Raw genomic sequence first — 18,250 nt, 5'->3', positions numbered from 1 at the left:
CGAGACCGGGGAGGCGTCCATGAACGTCAGCGTCCTGAACGATCCGCGCAGGGTGGTCGAGTCGTACGCCGGAAGGGTGCGCGTACCCGGCGTCGGGATGATCGCCGTACCGCCGCCGGACAAGATCGCCTACTACGCGGGGCTCGGTCTGCTCGCCGCCCTCCAGATCATCGAGTGGCCGTTGGCGGTGGTCATCACAGCCGGACACCTCATCGCCGACCAGCACTTCTCCGGGCTGGCCAAGGGCTTGGGCGAGGCACTGCAACAGGCCTAGCCGGCGTCTCGCCGTCCGGCCGGGGTCGGGCCGGTGGTCGTGGTGCGGTTGACCTCAACCCTGGTTCATGTCTGATGCTGGTCTGCACCACCGGCATCACCGGCGGCCGGACCGGAGGGGGCACCCGCGAATGAACGAGTCGTCCTGGTGACCGCAGAACTGTTGGCGCCGACCGGGCCGGTGCAGGGACTGTTCGGTCGACGGTTCCGCGCGCTGAGCACGGGCATGGTCGCGCTGATCTCGCTGCTGGCCTTCGAGGCGCTCGCGGTAGCCACCGCCATGCCGACGATCGCGCACGCGCTGGACGGGATCCGGCTCTACGCGCTCGCCTTCGGCGGCCCGGCCGCCGCCGGGGTGGTGACCATGGTCGTCGCCGGGATGTGGAGTGACGCCCGGGGACCGGCCGCACCGGTACGGCACGGGGTCACCTGGTTCGTCGTCGGTCTGGTGATCGCCGGCACCGCCCAACACATGGTGCAGCTCGTGGTCGGGCGGGTGGTGCAGGGACTCGGCTCGGGACTGCTGATCGTCGCGCTCTACGTGGTGGTCGCCCGGGTCTACCCGGAGGAACTGCACCGGAAGGTCTTCGCCGCGTTCGCGGCGGCCTGGGTGGTGCCCTCGCTGGTCGGACCGGCGATCGCCGGCCTGATCGTGCAGTACGTGGGCTGGCGCTGGGTCTTCCTCGCCGTACCGCTGCTGGCACTGCCGGCGGTGGTGCTGATCCGCCCCGCCCTGCGGCAGGTGGACGGTGGGTCGCCCGGCGGCGCCGAACCGCCATCCACCGGCCCGACCGCCACCGGCCCGACCGCCACCGAGCCGGTACGCCGGATCACGCCGGCCGCGTCGCGCCGGATCGGCTGGGCCCTCGGGGCGGCCGTGAGCGCCGGACTGTTGCACGTCGGGGGGCAGCAGTCCGGACCGCTCGCGATCGCCCTGGTGGTGGTGGCCCTCGGCGGCCTGGGTGTGTGCGTACCCCGGTTGTTGCCGGCCGGCGTGCTGCGGGCGGCCCGTGGCCTGCCGACGGTGATCGCGCTGCGCGGCCTCGCGGCCGCGGCCTTTGTCGGCGCGGAGGTCTTCATCCCGTTGCTGCTCTCCCGGGAGCGGCAGCTCGCACCGGCGCTGGCCGGAGCGGCGCTGGCGGCCGGCGCGGTCTCCTGGTCGCTCGGTTCGTGGCTACAGGGGCGGGTCCGACAGCCGGCGTCCCGGGCCACCCTGCCCCGGGTCGGGCTGCTGCTGATGGCCGCCGGGATCGCCGCCGCCGCGCCGCTGATGCTGACCCAGTCGGTGCCGGTGGTGCTGGGCATCGCCGCCTGGGCGGTCGCCGGCCTCGGCATCGGTCTGGCCTACCCGTCGATATCGGTCCTGACGCTGGAACTCTCCGCGCCTCAGGAGCAGGGTCGCAACAGCTCCGCCCTGCAACTGAGCGACTCGCTCTCCGGCGCGACCGTACTGGCGTTTACCGGTGCGCTGCTCGCGGCGGCGGCGCAACCGGGGCCGGGGACCTACCTGGCCGGGTTCGCGGTCGCCACCGGCCTGGCGGTGACCGGTGGGCTGATCGCCGGCCGGGTCATCCCGGACCGATGAGCGCCCCGACCGACCCCCGGATCGCCCGCCGCTACTCCGGCCGAAGGCGTGGCGCCGGGGCCACCCGTCGCTACTCCGGCCAGGTGCGCAGCGCCCGGTCGAGGGCGTCGACGAGCAGGTCGAACGACCGGTCCAGGTCCTGTGGCAGCCCGAAGCCGTGGGCCGCCTCCAAGGTCACAAAACCGTGCAGCGCGCTGCGCAGCGTCCGGGTCGCGTCCACCGCCCGGTCACCGGTCAACCCGTACCCGGCGAGTACGGCGTAGATCACGCGTACGGTCCGGTCGGCGGCGGCGACGTGGGCCGGGTCCCCGGGGTCCGGGGCCCGTAGCGTCGCCGCGTAACTGCCCGGGTGGTCGCGGGCGTAGTTCCGGTACGCGGCGGCGAGCGACCGCACCGCCGCAGCGCCGGAGAGGCCCACGGTCGCCTCGGTGGCCCATCCGGTCATCTCGTCCAGACCACGGACGGCGAGTTGCTGGGCCAGCCCGTCCAGCCCTCGGACGTGTTTGTAGAGACTGGGCAGGGTGACGCCGAGCTGTTGGGCGACGGCGGCGAGGGTGAGCCGGTCCAGGCCCACCTCGTCGGCGACCCTGGCCGCCTCGGCGACCACTATCGCGGGGGTGAGTCCGGCCCTAGGCACCGGCGGCCACCCGGTTGACGAAGTCGACCAGTGCCGGATTGACCAGCTCCGGGTACTCGGTCATCGGGTAGTGCCCGGAGTCCGGCACCAGCAGCAGCTCGCCGTGCAGCCGATCGGCGACGTAGCGGGCCTCGGCGGCGGCATCGGGATAGTCCGGGTCCTTCTCGCCCATCACCACGAGCGTGCTGGCACGCACCTGGTCCAGCCGTCTCTCGACCGGGTCGTGGTTGGTCCGGGTGGTGCGGACGAAGGACCGCCAGTGGTCGCCCCGGCGCATCGACTCGGCGATCCGGGCCTGGTGCTCGGCCAGATCCGTCGGCCGCCGCCCGGGGAACAGGGTGCGGTGGTAGGCGCGCCATGCGGCCGGACCCCAGGGCCGGACCAGCAGCAGCCGCATGAGCAGCGACAGTGCCGGGCTGATCTTCGGATTACGGACGAACGGGGCGATCAGCACCAGCCCGGTGACCTTGGTCGGCTGGTCGGCGGCGGCGAGGATCGCGGCGCTGCTTCCCATCGAGTTGCCGACCAGGATCGCCCGGTCGCCCAGTTGGTCGATCAGTGCGAGGGCATCGCTGGCCAGGGCCGCGTCGTCGTGCTCGTGGAATCCGTCGTCGCTGTCGCCGTGGCCGCGCAGATCCGGTACGGCGACCCGGTAGCCCGCGTCGACCAGGGCCGGCACGGTGAACCGGTAGACCGAGCGCAACTCGCCCATCCCGGGTAGGCAGATGACCAGGGGGCCTTCGCCCTGCACGGTGTAGCCGATCCGGCCCTCTCCGCGAGCAAGGAAGTTAATCGTCATAGCCGTAAGGTTAATGTGATTAGCCAACCTCGTCAACCGCGCCCCGGGCCGGGTCGCCCGACCGACACGTACGGGGGACCCGACCGGAAATGAAACCTTTTCGGACCTGGGTCCGGCCTACCGTCGAGACATGCTCGAGATCGCTGCTGCTGTCCTGCTCTACGTCTGCGGGTTCCCCTGCATCTACGGCGTGATGCGTCTCGCCGTACGGCACGGGCTCCAGGACGTCGAACGGTCCCGACCGGAGAACCCCGACCACGCCGCCGAGCGGGCGCGGCTGGAGGAGCGCACCTTCGCCCGGGAGAACGCCTTCCTCGCCGGTAGCTGACCGCCCGTTCCCGGCGAGGCGGCGACCTCCTGGAATCTCGCCCCGCTCGCCTTGGCGGCCGTGACCGTGACCAGCCTGGATCCACCCGGTTGCCGTCACCGCGACCGCCTGGAACTGACCCCGGTTTGCCGTGACCCTGACCAGCCTGGACTCGTCCCCGGTCGCGTCCCGGTGCCCCGCGGCGGTGGTACGGGGCTGGCGGTGCGAGGATCGGAACCGTGATGGGGACCCTGCGCACCGAATCGGCCCGGACCCGCCTCGATCTGCTCGCCCCGCCGGTCGCGGCGGCCGTGCTGGGCTGGCCGACCCAGGCTTCGGTGCCGGTGGACGACATCCTGGTGGCGCCGATCGACGCCACGCTCGCCGACACCGCCGCCTTCTGTGCGGCGTACGAGGTCGGCTTGGACCTGTCCGCCAACTGCGTGGTGGTGGCCGGCAAGCGCGAAGGCGTGACCCGCTACGCGGCTTGCGTCATCCTCGCCACGACCAGGGCGGACGTGAACGGCGTGGTGCGTCGACAGCTCGACGTACGTAAGGCGAGCTTCGCCCCGATGGAAGAAGCGGTCGAACTGAGCGGCATGGAGTACGGCGGGATCACCCCGCTGGGGCTGCCGGAGCAGTGGCCGATCCTGGTCGACGAACGGGTGGTCGAGGCCAAGTACGTGATCGTCGGATCCGGCGTACGGCACAGCAAGATCGCGCTGCCCGGCCGCGCGCTCGCGGAACTGCCCAATGCCCGGGTGGTCACCGATCTGGCCCGCCCGGTCGCCTGACGCGGGCTGGCGCGATCGGCGCGAGTTGTCGCCGCGTTGCCGGCCCCGCCCTCCGCGGGTTGCCGCCACACTTCGATGAAAATCAATACTGTTGCACGTGAAACATGTAAAAGTCCTGGTCAGGATGCCGCTTCGAGACGTGCAACCTCGTTCAGCGCCTGCACCAGGGTTGCCGTCTCCTGGGCGCCGACAACGGCGTACTTGCCCGCCAGCACATAGGTCGGCACGCTGCTGATGCCCAGTGTGCGGGCCTGTGCCAGTTCGGCCCGGACCTCCGGGGTGCCGGCGTCCGAGTCGAGCCAGTCGCGTACCTCAATCTCGTCCAGGCCGACCTGCGCGGCGATCGAGGCCAGCTCGGACCGCGACCCGATGTCCACCCCGTCCACGAAGTGGGCCCGCTGGAGCGCGTCCATCGTCTCGCTCGCCAGCCCACGTTGCCCGGCGAACCAGACCAGCCGGTGTGCTTCGAAGGTGTTCGCCGCGATCGACCGGTCGTAGTCGTAGTCCAGGCCGGTCTCGGCAACGATGCCGCTGACGTGGGCGACCATCTGCTGGGCGCGCTGCGGCCCACCGAATCTGGCGGCCAGTGCGTCCATCGACCGGACCGGCTCCGGCACCGGTGACGGATCGAGTTGGAACGGGCGCAGCCGTACGGTCACCTCGCCGTCGTACGACTCGAGCGCCTTTTCCAGGCGACGCTTACCGATGTAGCACCAGGGGCAGACGACGTCCGCGTAGAGGTCGATTTCCACGCACCGATCAACACGCCGGCTCAGCCGATCTGTTCCCGGCCAGCCGCCCGCTTCAGCCGGACGCGGTTACGTACCCGCCGCCTCGGTCGGACGCGGTTACGTAGCCGGCGCCTCAGCCGAGCTGTTCGCGTACCTGTCGCTTCAGTCGGGCCAGGATCGCGGTGCCGCCGCGTACCCGCAGCGGGCTGATCGCCTGGGCCAGCCCCATCCGCTGGTAGAGATCATCGGGTACGTCGAGCACCTCTTCGGCGCTCGCACCGGCCAGCCCCTCGGCCAGGATGCCGGCGAACGCACGGGTGGTGGGTGCCTCCGGCGGGCAGTCGAACCAGGTGTTCACCGTGCGCTCCGGGGTGACCTCGGCACGGAGGAAGAAGGAGGTCTGGCACTCCGGAACCTGCTCCATCCCGGCGTGCCCGGCCAACTCGGCCGGCAGCGGGGGGACCGCGTCGGAGTATTCGAGCAGCATCTCCAGCACCAGATCACGAGGTGCGGAGGCGAACTCCTCGATGATCTCGTCGAGCTTCTTCGGTGACATGGGTTCCAGGCTACTCACGTTAAGAGGGGGCCCTTCCTATACCAGAAGCGATAACAAGGGGCCCTTCCTTCAGTCGGTGGTGGGGGCGAGTCGCTGGGCCAGGTCGCCGAGGGAGATGATGCCGACCAGTTGGCGATCCACGTCACAGACCAGCACCCGGCGTACGGCCCGCTCCCGCATCAGCCGGGCCGCCTCGGCGCCGGTCGAACTCTGCTCGATCATCACGATCTCCCGGGTGGCGATCTCGCCGAGCGTGGTCTTCGCCGGGTCCTTCCGCTCGGCCACCGCCCGGACCACGATGTCCCGGTCGGTCACCATGCCGAACAGGCTCTGTCCGTCGGTCACCACGATGTCCCCGATGTCCGCGTCCGCCATCGCCCGCGCCGCCTCGTCGAGGGTGGTCTGTGCCGACAGGTAGACGATTCGTCGGGTCATCAGGTCGGCGACCCGGTAAGTGTTCATGAAAGCCTCCGTCAATCGTGTCCGTCGATATCTTCGCGGTACCCCGTACCCGAATGGTCACACCCCGTTGGGACGACCGTCTCACCTGGTACGGAGATGCCTTGCCCGGCTGTTCCCACCGGCCCGTTATCGTGTGCTGTCGCCCATCGTGTGAAAGGTGAACAGGTGAAGGCCACCGAGTTGTCGATTTCCGGCGCGTGGGAGTTCGTCCCCCAGCAATTCCCGGACGCCCGTGGCAATTTTCTCGTCTGGTACGACGCCACCGCGTTTGCCGACGCGCTCGGTTTCGAGTTGTCGGTCGCCCAGACCAACCACAGCGTCTCCGCGCGCGGCGTGGTCCGGGGCATCCACTGGGCCGACGTCCCCCCGGGTCAGGGAAAGTACGTCTACTGCCCGCAGGGCGCCCTGTTGGACATTGTGGTCGACCTACGGGTCGGCTCGCCGACGTTCGGCCAGCACGAGGTGGTTCGTCTGGACACGGTCGACTACCGCGCCCTCTACCTCTCCGAGGGACTGGGGCACGGCTTTGTCGCGCTGGAGGACAACACCGTCTTGAGTTACCTCTGCTCGACCGGTTACGCCCCGAAGCGGGAGCGGATCGTCAACGTGCTCGACCCGGAGCTGGCGCTGCCGATCCCGACGGACATCACCCCGACGCTCTCCGAGCGGGACGCCAAGGGTCCCGGGCTGACCGAGCTTCGTGAGGCCGGACTGCTCCCGTCGTACGACGACTGCCTGCACTACTACGAGTCGCTGCGCGCCGCCCACCGAGGCTAGCCGCCGCCCACCGACGTCAGCGCGCCGCCCACCAGGGCCAGCCGGTCACCTGTGGTTCGGCCCTCGAACAGTTCGAGGGCCGAACGGTGCATCCGAAGGGTCGGGCGTGGTCAGGCGGTTGTCCCGGTGAGGCGGGCGACCACCTCGGCGACGGGTAGCTCGGTCCGGTCGCCGGTGGCGCGGACCCGCAACTCCGCGTACCCGTCGGCCAGCCGGCGGCCGACCACGACACTTCGTGGGATCCCGAGCAGGTCCGCGTCGGCGAACTTCACCCCGGCCGAGACCGACGGCCGGTCGTCGACCAACACCCGCAGGCCCGCCCGGGCCAGCTCCCCGCCGAGCGCGAGCGCCGCCTCGACCTGGCCGTCCTTGCCGGCCGCGACCACGTGTACGTCAGCCGGTGCGATCGAGTCCGGCCAGCTCAACCCACGGTCGTCGTGATGTTGCTCGGCGATGGCCGCCACCGCCCGGGACACCCCGATGCCGTAGCAGCCCATGGTCGGGCGGACCGGCTTGCCAGCCGGACCCAGCACGTCCACCGCGAACGCGTCGGTGAAACGGCGGCCAAGCTGGAAGATGTGCCCGATCTCGATCCCCCGGCGGATGGTCAGCTCGCCGGAGCGGCAGGCCGGACAGGGGTCGCCGGCCCGTACCTCGGCGGCCTCGATGGTGCCGTCGGGGGTGAAGTCCCGGCCGCTGACCACGTTGACCGCGTGCCGGCCCGGCTCGTTCGCGCCGGTCAACCAGGAGGTGCCGGTGACCACCCGGGGGTCGACCAGGTAACGGATGCCGAGCTTCGCCAGCACCTGCGGCCCGAGGTAGCCCCGGACCAGGTCGGGCCGGTCGGCAAAACCGTCGAAGAGGGTGGCGGTGTTCGGGTGGAGAGCGACCTCGACCCGCTTGAGGTCCACCTCCCGGTCCCCCGGCACCCCGATCACCAGCAACTCCGGTTCGGCGACCCCGACCCGGCGTACCGAGAGCACCACGTTCTTCAGCGTGTCGGCGGCGGTCCAGTCGTCCCGGCCACCCAACCGGCGAGCGTTCGCCATCTGGACCAGCGCCTCGATGGTCGGGGTGTCCGGAGTGTCGTACGCCTGCGCCGGCGGGAACGCGTCGACGTCGCCAGCGGGCGGCGCGGGAGTTGTCACCGCCTCGGTGTTCGCGGCGTAGTGGCAGGCGGTGCAGCCGACAAAGGTGTCCTCGCCGACCGGGGTCGCGGCCAGGAACTCCTCCGAGGCCGAGCCACCCATGGCACCCGACGAGGCGGCCACGATCGTGTAGTCCAGCCCGAGCCGGTCGAAGATCCGCTGGTACGCCATCCGGTGCTGGTCGTACGCCGCCTGCAACCCGGCCTGGTCCAGATCGAACGAGTAGGCGTCCTTCATCAGGAACTCCCGCCCGCGCAGCAGCCCGGCCCGGGGGCGCGCCTCGTCGCGGAACTTCGTCTGCACCTGGTAGAGGATCACCGGGAAGTCCCGGTACGAGCTGAACAGATCCTTCACCAGTAGCGTGACCATCTCCTCGTGCGTCGGTGCGAGCAGGTGCTCCGCGCCGCGCCGGTCGGTCAGGGTGAAGATGTCGTCGCCGTACTCGGTCCACCGGCCGCTCGACTCGTACGGCTCCCGGGGCAGCAGGGCGGGGAAGTGCACCTCCTGGCCACCGATCGCGGCCATCTCGTCCCGGACCACCTGCGCCACCCGGTCCAGTACCAGCTTGCCCAGCGGCAGCCAGGTGTAGCCGCCCGGTGCCGCCCGCCGGATGTAACCGGCCCGGACCAGCAGCCGGTGGCTCGGCACCTCCGCGTCCGCCGGGTCCTCGCGCAGCGTACGAAGGAACAGCTTGGACATCCGAAGCAGCATCCAGGCAGCCTGGCATGTCACAAACCCGACGTCCAAGCATTTCGCCGCGACACCAGCAACCTCCCCGCACAAGGTCGCGTCTTGGGTGGCATGACTTGCCCACGTTCCACTACCCCAAGGATCGGTTCGGGTGGACCCCTCACTTAGCGAGTTCGACACCTTCGTCCGTACGCGTACCCCGGCGCTGTTGCGCTCGGCGTACCTGCTGACCGGTGATCAGCATCTGGCCGAGGACCTGGTCCAGTCGGCACTGGCCCGCACCCACCGTGCGTGGCGGGGGCTGCACGAGACCGGTAACGCCGAGGCGTACACCCGCAAGACCATGTACCACCTGCAGGTCTCCTGGTGGCGCCGACGCCGGGTGGCCGAGTCGATGCCCGGCGAGCTGCCGGAGCCGCGTCGCGACTCCTCGTCGGACCACGCCCACCAGACCGCGCTGCGGCTCTCGCTGCGGTCGGCACTGCTGAAGCTCTCCGCCAAGCAGCGGGCGGTACTGGTGCTGCGGTTCTTCGAGGACCGCAGCGAGGCCGAGGCCGCCGAGTTGCTCGGCGTCTCCGCCGGCACGGTCAAAAGCCAGACCTCGCGGGCGCTGGCCCGGCTCCGCGCCGTAGCCCCGGAACTCGCCGAAATGTACGTGCTGGAAGGGACTGCCCGATGAACCTCGACCGTCTTCGCAACGACCTGGCCGACCTGGCGGAGGAGGCCGCGCCGGTGGACCTGCGGGACCGGGCCCTGCGCACCTCGCGCCGTATCGGTGTCCAGCGGACCCTGGCCTCCTCGGCCGCCGCCCTGGTGATGATCGGTGCCGCCACCGGCACCGCGTTCGCCTTCCTACCGAAGGACAACCCCGGCCCGGCACCGGGCACCGAGACGCCGACGCCTGCGGTTGTCACCCCCACCCCGACACCCACGTCTGCGGATGCCTCGCCGACCCCGACCGGGACCACGCTCAAGCCGCTGACCGTCGCCGAGATCAAGAACGGCAAACTGTCCCTGTCGGACTGGGGTACGGAGGAGTGCCCGAACGGAACCTTCTCCTTCAGGAACGGCCTGCACGTCTACCGCCCGCTGCCCGACTCGTCGATGACGTTCTCGGTCGTCGGCGAACCGGCTCTGGTCGACGTCAACGGCGACGGTGTCAACGAGGCAGCCGCGCTGATCGTTTGCAGCCCGCACGCGGTTCACGCACAGCAGGTGCTCGTGTTCGAGCGGGCTCCGGACGGCGGCGTACGGAGCCTCGGACGGGTGGCATCGGTCCGGCCCTTGCCCGACGTCTTCATGCCTCCGGAGTTGATCCAGGCGGTCGGCGCCGGAGACTCGGGAACGATCCGGGTGCGGTGGGCGGACAACCAGGCAGGGTCGACGGCCGCCCCGCAGTGGCGGACCTACCGCTGGACCGACGGGCAGTTCAAGCAGGTGAACGGCCCGACCCGGTTCCCGGACCTGAGCGCCGACGTCAGCGTGCAGGCGAATCCGGTGGAGCTGAAGCCGGCGAGGGGCACGTACGAGGGCGAACTCAAGGTGACCGTACGCAACGCCGGTCCGAAGGCCACGCAGGCGCTGGGGTTGACCCTCACCCTGCCCATGGGAGCCACCCTGACCGGACAGTCGGGGATAAAGAGTGACGCGTGTCACGCGGTCGTCGAAGGGCCGCCGCAGGTCATCGCCTGCGAGCTGGCCACGCTCGCGCCGAGCCAGAGTGTGACGGTCAGCTTCACCCTCGGCTATGCGGCGGAGGCGACCAAGGCGACCGGGTCTGTCGAGGTGGAAACATCGGCGGATCGCAAGACCGGCAACAACAAGGTCGCCTTCACCATGACGGTCCTTGACTGACCCCGGTAGGCCGGGCTGACCCCGGTAGGCCGGGCTGGCCGTTCGAAGGGAAGTGGCGGCGCCGACACGTCTGTCGGCGCCGCCACTTTTGGCCTACCGGGCGGTAACCTGGCCCGCCGAGGTGTAAGACTCCGGTCGGAACCGTTCAAGGGCCACGGATTCAGGAGGGCGCGGATGCGCTGGCGCAGCTTCGTGGCGGTGGGGGACAGCTTCACCGAGGGCATGGACGACGCGTACCCGGACGGCACGTACCGGGGGTGGGCGGATCTGGTCGCCGCCCGGCTGGCCGTCGAGGCCGGTCCCGACTTCGGGTACGCGAACCTGGCGATCCGGGGTCGCCTCTTCCCCGCCGTGGTCGCCGAGCAGGTGCCCGCCGCGCTCGCCATGCGACCCGACCTGGTCAGTTTCGCCGCCGGGGGGAACGACGTACTCCGGCGCAACTTCGACGCGGAGGCGCTGACCAGCCGTTTCGACCGGGTGATCCGGGACTTCCGGGAGGCCGGGGCGGACGTGCTGGTGTTCCGGTTCGCCGACCTGATGTCCCGGCTGCCGGGGCAGCGGATGGTGGCACCCCGGGTCGAGCTGCTCAACCACGCGGTCGGTGAGGTCGCCGACCGGTACGGCGCGAAGCTGGTCGACCTCTTCGCCGACGACGTGTTCGCGCACCCTGAACTGTGGAGCGAGGACCGGCTGCACCTGTCGGCCGCCGGTCACCGACGGGTGGCCGGGCACGTGCTTTCCGCGCTCGGCCTGGCCCCGGACGAGCAGTGGCTGGTCGTACCGCCGGCACCGGCACCGACGCCGTGGCTCGCCGCACGCGGCGCCGACCTGCGCTGGGCCGGACAGCACCTGGCCCCCTGGATCAAACGCCGCCTAACCGGCCGCTCCACCGGCGACACCATCACCCCCAAACGCCCAGCCCTCTCCCCCTTCCCCGACACCCCGTCGATCTAGGGCAAATCCACCTGGAGGTGGATCATCCAGTGTGGATTTGCCCTAGATCAGCGAAGCGGGGGGCGGGGAGGGAGGGGGGAGGGTTAGGAGGGGGGTGGGGAGTTGCGGAGGGGGTGCCAGGCGGCGATGGTGATCAGGGTCATCGCGGCGGCGGCGACCCAGAACGGGGTGGTGAGGCCCCAGATGCGGGCGAACGGGCCCCCCAGCAGTGAGCCGAGGGCCGCCCCGCCCAGGTCGAGCAGCGAATACACGCTGCCCACCCGGCCCATCAAATGCCCGGGTACGACCCGTTGTCGCAGGGTCACCACGATGACGCCCCAGACCATGGTGTGCATCCCGAAGATCACCAGGATGCCGGCGGCGACCAGTGGCGTCGTGGTGATCGCCAGGGTCACGTGGGTGACAACCTCGACGACCAGTCCGGCACGGAGCAGGGTGCCGGCGCCGAAGGTCGCCTGTAGGCGGGGAGCGAGCAGGGTGCCGAGCAGCCCACCCACGGCGAAGGTGGTCAGCAGGAAGCCGTAGCCGACGTCCGACAGACCCAGTCGCTCCCGGACGTAGAGCACGAAGACGGCAAAGGCGGCGCAGAACACCACGTTGCCCAGGCCCATGCTCACGGCGAGGGTACGCAGCAGCCGGTGCCGCCAGAGCCAACGTACGCCTTCGGTGATCTCCACGCGCAGGCTCGTGGCTGGGGTCGCGGGAGGTGCGGGGATCGGCCTGATCGTGGCGACCAGCGCGGCGGCAACCGCGAAGGTCAACGCGTTGACGCCGAAAGGTGCGGCGGCGGCGATCACGAACAGCCACGCGCCCAGCGGCTTGGCGACAAACTGGTTGGCGACCGTGAAGGTTGCCATCAACCGGGCGTTGGCGGTGGCCAGCCGTTCCGGTGCCACGATGGCGGGCAGGAAGGCACCGGACGCGGTGTCGGCGAGGGTCTCACCGGTGCCGAGCAGGAAGAACACGGCGTAGACCAGTGCCACCGTGACGGTGTCGGTGGCGACGGCGAGGGTCAGCCCGGCGAGCGCCACCGCGCGCAGCGCGTTGACCACGACAACCAGCCGCCGCCGGTCGAGCCGGTCGACGTAGGCGCCACTGATCAGGGAGAAGAGCAGCCAGGGAAGCTGCTGTACGAAGACGGCGCCGCCGACGAGCGCCGGGTCGATGGTGATGGCGGCGACCAGCAGTGGGCCGGCCGCCATGGTGACTCCGTCACCGATGTTGGAGACCGCCGAGGCGGTCCAGAGCTTGGCGAAGTCCGCGCCGAGACGCGCGGATACAGGGGCACGCAAGAAGACTCCTCGAACCAGGGGAAACGGTCATCGCTGAAGCGACCGCTTCGCGGCGAGGAGCACCGCACCGTGGGCGTACGCCACACGGTGTACCGACTAACGCGCGGTGTGCTCTCGCGGCGAGGCGGTGACCGTGACCTTGTCGAGGCGCATGCCAACTCCTAACCGTGGATCGACTACCGGACGCAGGATAACGGCCCCGGCCGTCGCCGGCTGCCCTCACCGGCTGCCCCCAGCGGTCTGACCGGTCGGACCGGAGAGTGACTCAGCAGGCATCCCGATCTCCGCCTGATCGGCGTACGGCTGGCGTACGTTGGGCCACATGCCCGTACCAAGTGATCCCACGCCTGCCCTGCAGGCATACGCCGAACCGCAGCGCCTGGTCACCGCCGAGTGGCTGGCCGAGAACCTGGGCGCGGACGGTCTGGTGGTGATCGAATCCGACGAGGATGTGCTGCTCTACGAGACCGGCCACATCCCGGGTGCGATCAAAGTCGACTGGCACCTGGAACTCAACGACCAGGTCACCCGGGACTACCTGAGCGCCGAGGCGTTCGCCGAGCTCTGCGCGGCCAAGGGTATCGGCCGGGACGACACGATCGTCTTCTACGGTGACAACTTCAACTGGTGGGCGGCGTACGCCCTCTGGGTCTTCTCGCTCTTCGGCCACAACGACGTACGGCTGCTCGACGGCGGTCGGCAGAAATGGGTGGAGGAGGGACGCGAGCTGACCCGGGAGAAGGTCGAGCGTCCGCGTGCCGACTACCCGGTGCCGCAGCGTGACGACAGCCAGATCCGCGCGTACCGGGACCAGGTGGCGGCGCACATCGCCAGCGGCCGACCGCTGGTCGACGTACGCTCGCCGGGCGAGTACAGCGGTGCGCTGCTGCACATGCCGGACTACCCGCAGGAGGGGGCGATGCGCGGTGGGCACATCCCCGGTGCGGTGAACAAGCCGTGGAAGTCGGCGGCGAACGAGGACGGCACGTTCAAGCGTCCCGACCAGCTCCGGGCGATCTACGCCGACGAGTTGGGGCTCTCCACCGCTGACGACATCATCGCCTACTGCCGGATCGGCGAGCGCTCCAGCCACACCTGGTTCGTCCTGCGGCACCTGCTCGGCTACCCGCAGGTGCGCAACTACGACGGGTCGTGGACCGAGTGGGGCAACCTGGTCCGGGCACCCGTCGTCCAGGGCGACCAGCCCGGCGGGCTGGCCTGACCGGATCGACCACCGGCAGGTCGTCGCGCGGCGCTCAGGACCGCGCGACGACCTGCCGCAACGTCTGCAACCCCGGTACGGCAACAGGTCCCGTCGTGACGCCGGTGCCCAGGTCGACGCGGAGCACGCCGTCGTCCTGACCCACGAAACAGCGTCGACGGTCGGGGCTGGCGGCGATGCCGCGTACGGCGGTCGGCATGGTCCGGCGGGTCGGCTCGGCACCGGTCAGCGGTACGGTGACCAGGTCCCGGCCGGCGCCGACCAGCAGCACCCCGGTCGAACCGGTCGTGGCGGCGGCGGAGGTGACCGGCCCGGCCGGCGGGGTGAACCGGACCGTCCCCTTCACGGTCAGCCCGCTCGGGTCGATGGTGGCGATGGTGCCGCTGGTCGCGTCCACCACGTACACCGCACCGCCGTTCGGGTCGAGCGCGATCGCGTGCGCGGCGGCCGGTCCTTCACCGAAGGGCGCCGGCAGGTCGACGCAGAAGGCCCACCTCTCGGTCAGGTTCAGCGTGTGCACAAACGCGTGTACGTGTGGCGCGTCCTCCCGCGCCCCGGCGATCAGGTCCCGGGTGTGCTCGTGATCGGGCTGGTGGGTGTAGAGGGTGAAGAGCTGACGGGTGACGCTGTCGTACACCGCCTGCCGGCCCTCGCCCCGCATCTCCTCCTCGGCGCCCGGTGGCACCGCCGACTTCACCCTGGTCACCAACGGTTGCAGCTCGCCGGCGACGAGGTCGACGACGCGAACCCGGTAGCGGTCCGGGGCGGTCGGTGGCAGGTAGTCGAGGACAAAGAGCGCCTGACCCGTGACGTCGAACGCCTCCGGCTCCAGGTTGCCCGGCAACTCCACCCGGTGCTGCTGCCCGGCGCTGCCGGCGACCACGATGGTGGTCCGCTCCCGCCCACCCGGCCGGTACGGGCTCGTACCCGGTTCGCCCAGGGTCGCGAGGGCCACCAGCTCGCCGTCCGGGCTGGTGGCCCTCGCGGTGAGCTGGTCGGTGAGCAGGCCGCTGCTGAGCGCCGACCCGTCGGAGATCCGGTGGTTGGTGATCCGGGTGCCGCCGCCGGTCAACTCGCTCCGGACCAGTCTGCTGCCGTCACCACTGACCACCGCGGCCGAACGGTTCACCACCGTCTGGCCGGTGACGGCGTCGAGCACCGCGAGTTCACCGGCCGCCAGTTCGACGACCAGGGCCTCGTTCGCCGGCACCACGTCCCGGGTCGACCCGTCGGTGCCCCGGCGGCAACCGCCGCTGGCCACGACCATTCCACCACCCGCCGCGCCGGCCGCGATCCCGCCGGCCAGCCGCAGCACCGTACGCCTTGTTGTCATGCCCGGTAGAGGCGTGACCGGGCTCCCCGGTTCCGGACCGGGCGAGCCGGGTTTTCCGGTGGACGCGCTGTTCTCCCAAGGGACGCGCTCGCTCCCGCCGGTCGACGACCAGCGGGAGCGAGCCTCGGTCGAACAGGCTGGCAGCAACGGTCAGACGAGCGTGGCGAACCAGGTCGCGACCTGTGGCACGGATCGGACCAGCGAGGTGATGTGGTCGACGTTGCCGACGTCGGTGAGCGTCACGTCGGCTCCGCGCAGCGACTCCCGGCAGCGCAGGCTGTTGGCATAGACCGCCTCCGGGTCGCCGTGTGCGGCGTACATCCGGACCGGCACCGTCGGATGCCACCGCAGGCAGGCGTCGTCGTTGGCCCGGGCCGCCCGGCCGAGTGCGCCGGTCGGGTTCCGCAGCAGATCGGCGTACGCCGGCTGGAGCAACTCCACCGGCCTGGTTGGCAGTCCGTCCATCGACTCCTCGATCGTGTGCTCGCCGTCGAAGAGGGCGGCGACGTGACCGGCGTACGGGTCCAGGAAGACCTCGGACTCGTTGTCGTAGAGGTGGTAGATCCGGTTCCACGCCACGGTGAGGTAGGCGAGGTAGTAGGTGGCCGCCACCGGATCCACGTCACCGTCGAGCGCTGCCGGCCACTCGGTGTCGAAGAGTTCGTACGCGCCGCTGATCGGGGCCAGCGCGCCGAGCGGGAAGTGTCGGTCGGCACCTCGTTGCAAGGCCCTGGCCAGCAGGAACGCGCCGTTTGCGCCCTGCGAGAAGCCCGATACGGAAACCGGTCCGCCGACCGTGCGCCCCTGTTCGGCGGCGAACTCGCGGGTGGCGCGCAGGGCGTCGACGGACGCGCTCACCATGGTGCCGGAGTGGAAGTACGGGTGGGTGCCCGGCCCCTCGCCGAGTCCGAGGTAGTCGGGCGCGGTGGCCGCGTAGCCGAGCGAGGCGAACAGCACCCCCGCCGCCCGGTCGCAGCACTCGCTCACCGACGGCGCGCCCCGCCGGTACGACTGCGTACCGTGCAGCCAGACGGCGGGCCGCAGCTTCCGCTGGGTGGTCCGGGGCAGTACGACGAGCGTGCTCGCCGTGGTCGACCGTCCCCGTACGTCGACCGTCCGGTAGACAACCTGGTACGCGTCCACCCCGTGTCTGGCCTCGGGCACGTAGACACCGACCGGGGTGAGGTAGTCGTCGATCTCGTCGGCGTCGAGCCCCAGCACGTAGCTGTCCGACACCACCGTTCCGCGTCCGGTCGGCTCACCGGCGTGCGCTGACACCGGCACCGAGGCCACGGTCACGGCCACCGCCGTCACCAGCGCCAGGCCGGTCCGTCTGATTGGATTCATGTCCATAATGGTGAGCTGGTCAGGGCCCTGGAACACGCCCGCCACCTGCCCGATCCGGGGTCGGGAGGACCCCAGCCGGGACAGGGGTGCCAGCCGGAACAGAGGCCGCCCCGGTGCCGAGAACCCGCCAGGCGACGACGGTCAGCACGGCGAAGACGGCCGCCGCCGCGTACGCCACCGGCGGCAGCCCGTACGCGTTCGCGGTGAAGCCGGCGAGCACGGCGCCGACCGGGGCGGCGACGAGTCCCGCCACCCGCTGGGCGCTGCCGACCCGGCCGAGCAGTCCGGCCGGAACGTGACGCTGGCCGTACCCGGACCAGAGCGCGTTCCAGGTGGTCGAGCCGGCGGAGAAGACGGCGAGGGCGATCGCGCCCGGCACCGGGTGCCGGGAGAACGCCAGCACCACCAACGCCAGGGTTTGCGCCGTCAGCACCCAGCGCAGCCCGGTACGGAGGCCAACCCGGGCGGCGAGCCTGCCGGCACCGAGCCCACCGGCCAGCCCACCGAGCACCGCCGTCGCCATGAACGCCCCGTAACCGGCCTCGGGCACCCGCAGCACCTCCAGCGCGTAGAGCACCATCACCGCGATCAGTCCGCTGATCGCGAGGTTGCTGGCGGCGCTGAGCGCGGTGATCCGGAGCAGGGTCGGCTCGCGCCGGATCCAGCGGAGCCCGTCACCCGCCTCCCGCCACACCGACCGCCGAGATGCGGCGGCGGGATCGGTGACCCCGTGCGCCGGCAGGGTCAGCGCGAGCAGCGCGGCCACCGCGAACGAGGCGGCGTCGACCGCGAACGGCAGCGCGGCGCCGAGGGCGAAGAGCAGACCGGCGACCGGGGCGCCGACAAATCCGCCGGCCACCGCCGTACCGGCGGCCAGCCGGCCGTTCGCCGCCGGCAACCGCTCGGCGGGCACCACCGACGGCAGCACCGCGAAGGCGGCGGCGTCGAAGAGGGCGCCCAGCCCGGCCAGGAGGAACGCGACGACGGCCAGCGCGCCGATGCCGACACTGCCGGTCAGCACCAGCACCGCCAGCGCGCCGACCAGCACGGATCGGGCCGCGTCCACGATGGCCATGGTCCGGCGGCGGTCCCAGCGGTCGGCGTACACACCGGCCAGCAGGCCGAACAGCAGCGGAGGGAGCTGCCCGGCGACGACCACCGCCGCGATCAGCCGGGGATCGCGGGTCAGCGACGCCGCGAGCAGGGCCAGCGCCGGGGTACGCACCGCGTCCCCGAACCGCGACGTCACCGCCGCCGCCCAGAGCCGGCCGTACGCGGCGCCGAGCGGTTGCCGTACGTCCGGGTTCTCGTCCACAAGGGAGGTCCGGTATCCGGTCATCGCGCTCCCTCACTCCACGGACGTTGCCTGCCGGTGTGACCCTGTGGGCTCGACCAGGTCGAGGGTCAATCCCGGCCCGGTTAAGGGGCGGCGGAGTGTCGGTGATCACCGGTACGGTGGGGCGCCTGCACCGGGACTGGGGAGTAACAA

19 protein-coding genes are annotated in these 18,250 nt (G+C 71.0%); 9 read left to right on the top strand and 10 right to left on the bottom strand.

All coding sequences use genetic code 11. The features are described 5' to 3' along the window. The first annotated feature begins 19 nt into the window (after positions 1–19). Together ACI2K4_RS19865 and ACI2K4_RS19860 are read left to right on the top strand one after the other, a co-directional pair. Positions 20–274, top strand: coding sequence for a hypothetical protein (locus tag ACI2K4_RS19865; protein ID WP_404513172.1), 255 nt, complete (start codon positions 20–22; stop codon positions 272–274). A gap of 147 nt (positions 275–421) precedes the next feature. Continuing rightward, positions 422–1,858 carry an MFS transporter gene (locus ACI2K4_RS19860; protein WP_404513171.1) on the top strand — a complete coding sequence of 479 codons (1,437 nt, stop codon included), beginning with the start codon at positions 422–424 and terminating at the stop codon, positions 1,856–1,858. A 70-nt stretch (positions 1,859–1,928) separates the two neighbouring features. On the opposite strand, the gene ACI2K4_RS19855 is transcribed toward ACI2K4_RS19860, so the two are convergent. Both ACI2K4_RS19855 and ACI2K4_RS19850 read right to left on the bottom strand, forming a co-directional pair. Further along, positions 1,929–2,495, bottom strand: a complete 567-nt coding sequence (locus ACI2K4_RS19855) for a TetR/AcrR family transcriptional regulator (RefSeq protein WP_404513170.1) — start codon at positions 2,493–2,495, stop codon at positions 1,929–1,931. Then, positions 2,488–3,294, bottom strand: coding sequence for an alpha/beta fold hydrolase (locus tag ACI2K4_RS19850; protein ID WP_404513169.1), 807 nt, complete (start codon positions 3,292–3,294; stop codon positions 2,488–2,490). The genes ACI2K4_RS19855 and ACI2K4_RS19850 overlap by 8 nt, the downstream gene beginning before the upstream one ends. A gap of 130 nt (positions 3,295–3,424) precedes the next feature. On the opposite strand from ACI2K4_RS19850, the gene ACI2K4_RS19845 reads away from it, so the two are divergent. Together ACI2K4_RS19845 and ACI2K4_RS19840 are read left to right on the top strand one after the other, a co-directional pair. Continuing rightward, positions 3,425–3,622 carry a hypothetical protein gene (locus ACI2K4_RS19845; RefSeq protein ID WP_404513168.1) on the top strand — a complete coding sequence of 66 codons (198 nt, stop codon included), beginning with the start codon at positions 3,425–3,427 and terminating at the stop codon, positions 3,620–3,622. Between the two features lie 221 nt (positions 3,623–3,843). Beyond that, the gene (locus ACI2K4_RS19840; RefSeq protein ID WP_404513406.1) at positions 3,844–4,395 is read left to right on the top strand and encodes a YbaK/EbsC family protein; all 552 of its coding nucleotides are present in this window, start codon (positions 3,844–3,846) and stop codon (positions 4,393–4,395) included. A gap of 119 nt (positions 4,396–4,514) precedes the next feature. Here the strand turns inward: ACI2K4_RS19840 and ACI2K4_RS19835 are convergent, their stop codons facing one another. The 3 genes from ACI2K4_RS19835 to ACI2K4_RS19825 all read right to left on the bottom strand — a co-directional run bounded on the left by ACI2K4_RS19835 (position 4,515) and on the right by ACI2K4_RS19825 (position 6,144). Then, positions 4,515–5,147, bottom strand: a complete 633-nt coding sequence (locus ACI2K4_RS19835) for a DsbA family protein (RefSeq protein ID WP_404513167.1) — start codon at positions 5,145–5,147, stop codon at positions 4,515–4,517. A 112-nt stretch (positions 5,148–5,259) separates the two neighbouring features. Continuing rightward, complete coding sequence (locus ACI2K4_RS19830) at positions 5,260–5,682, bottom strand: SufE family protein (RefSeq protein WP_404513166.1); 423 nt, start codon at positions 5,680–5,682, stop codon at positions 5,260–5,262. Between the two features lie 69 nt (positions 5,683–5,751). After that, on the bottom strand, positions 5,752–6,144 hold the full coding sequence (locus ACI2K4_RS19825) for a CBS domain-containing protein (protein WP_404513165.1): 393 nt from the start codon (positions 6,142–6,144) through the stop codon (positions 5,752–5,754). A gap of 165 nt (positions 6,145–6,309) precedes the next feature. Between ACI2K4_RS19825 and ACI2K4_RS19820 the strand changes: the two genes are divergently transcribed. Then, on the top strand, positions 6,310–6,921 hold the full coding sequence (locus ACI2K4_RS19820) for a dTDP-4-dehydrorhamnose 3,5-epimerase family protein (RefSeq protein ID WP_404513164.1): 612 nt from the start codon (positions 6,310–6,312) through the stop codon (positions 6,919–6,921). Between the two features lie 110 nt (positions 6,922–7,031). Here ACI2K4_RS19820 and ACI2K4_RS19815 read toward each other — a convergent pair whose 3' ends face one another. Then, the gene (locus tag ACI2K4_RS19815; protein WP_404513163.1) at positions 7,032–8,780 is read right to left on the bottom strand and encodes a proline--tRNA ligase; all 1,749 of its coding nucleotides are present in this window, start codon (positions 8,778–8,780) and stop codon (positions 7,032–7,034) included. A gap of 130 nt (positions 8,781–8,910) precedes the next feature. Here ACI2K4_RS19815 and ACI2K4_RS19810 point away from each other — a divergent pair, with 130 nt between their 5' ends. From ACI2K4_RS19810 to ACI2K4_RS19800, 3 genes are all read left to right on the top strand, one after another. Then, positions 8,911–9,438, top strand: coding sequence for a SigE family RNA polymerase sigma factor (locus tag ACI2K4_RS19810; RefSeq protein ID WP_404513162.1), 528 nt, complete (start codon positions 8,911–8,913; stop codon positions 9,436–9,438). Beyond that, positions 9,435–10,613, top strand: coding sequence for a hypothetical protein (locus ACI2K4_RS19805; protein WP_404513161.1), 1,179 nt, complete (start codon positions 9,435–9,437; stop codon positions 10,611–10,613). Before ACI2K4_RS19810 ends, ACI2K4_RS19805 begins: the two co-directional genes overlap by 4 nt. A 174-nt stretch (positions 10,614–10,787) precedes the next feature. Beyond that, positions 10,788–11,567 carry an SGNH/GDSL hydrolase family protein gene (locus ACI2K4_RS19800; protein WP_404513160.1) on the top strand — a complete coding sequence of 260 codons (780 nt, stop codon included), beginning with the start codon at positions 10,788–10,790 and terminating at the stop codon, positions 11,565–11,567. 83 nt (positions 11,568–11,650) lie between these two features. Here the strand turns inward: ACI2K4_RS19800 and ACI2K4_RS19795 are convergent, their stop codons facing one another. Further along, on the bottom strand, positions 11,651–12,859 hold the full coding sequence (locus ACI2K4_RS19795) for an MFS transporter (RefSeq protein WP_404513159.1): 1,209 nt from the start codon (positions 12,857–12,859) through the stop codon (positions 11,651–11,653). 322 nt (positions 12,860–13,181) lie between these two features. On the opposite strand from ACI2K4_RS19795, the gene ACI2K4_RS19790 reads away from it, so the two are divergent. Continuing rightward, on the top strand, positions 13,182–14,081 hold the full coding sequence (locus ACI2K4_RS19790; RefSeq protein WP_404513158.1) for a sulfurtransferase: 900 nt from the start codon (positions 13,182–13,184) through the stop codon (positions 14,079–14,081). 34 nt (positions 14,082–14,115) lie between these two features. Here ACI2K4_RS19790 and ACI2K4_RS19785 read toward each other — a convergent pair whose 3' ends face one another. From ACI2K4_RS19785 to ACI2K4_RS19775, 3 genes are all read right to left on the bottom strand, one after another. Further along, entirely contained in the window at positions 14,116–15,414 is a 1,299-nt protein-coding gene (locus tag ACI2K4_RS19785; RefSeq protein ID WP_404513157.1) for a YncE family protein, read from the bottom strand. A 150-nt stretch (positions 15,415–15,564) separates the two neighbouring features. After that, on the bottom strand, positions 15,565–16,761 hold the full coding sequence (locus ACI2K4_RS19780; protein WP_404513156.1) for a lipase: 1,197 nt from the start codon (positions 16,759–16,761) through the stop codon (positions 15,565–15,567). 19 nt (positions 16,762–16,780) lie between these two features. Beyond that, positions 16,781–18,100 carry an MFS transporter gene (locus ACI2K4_RS19775; protein ID WP_404513155.1) on the bottom strand — a complete coding sequence of 440 codons (1,320 nt, stop codon included), beginning with the start codon at positions 18,098–18,100 and terminating at the stop codon, positions 16,781–16,783. Positions 18,101–18,250: the final 150 nt, after the last annotated feature.

It is taken from the genome of Micromonospora sp. NPDC050397, from assembly GCF_044901685.1.
GTDB lineage: Bacteria > Actinomycetota > Actinomycetes > Mycobacteriales > Micromonosporaceae > Micromonospora_G.
This window is presented reverse-complemented; position numbering and strand designations above follow the sequence as displayed.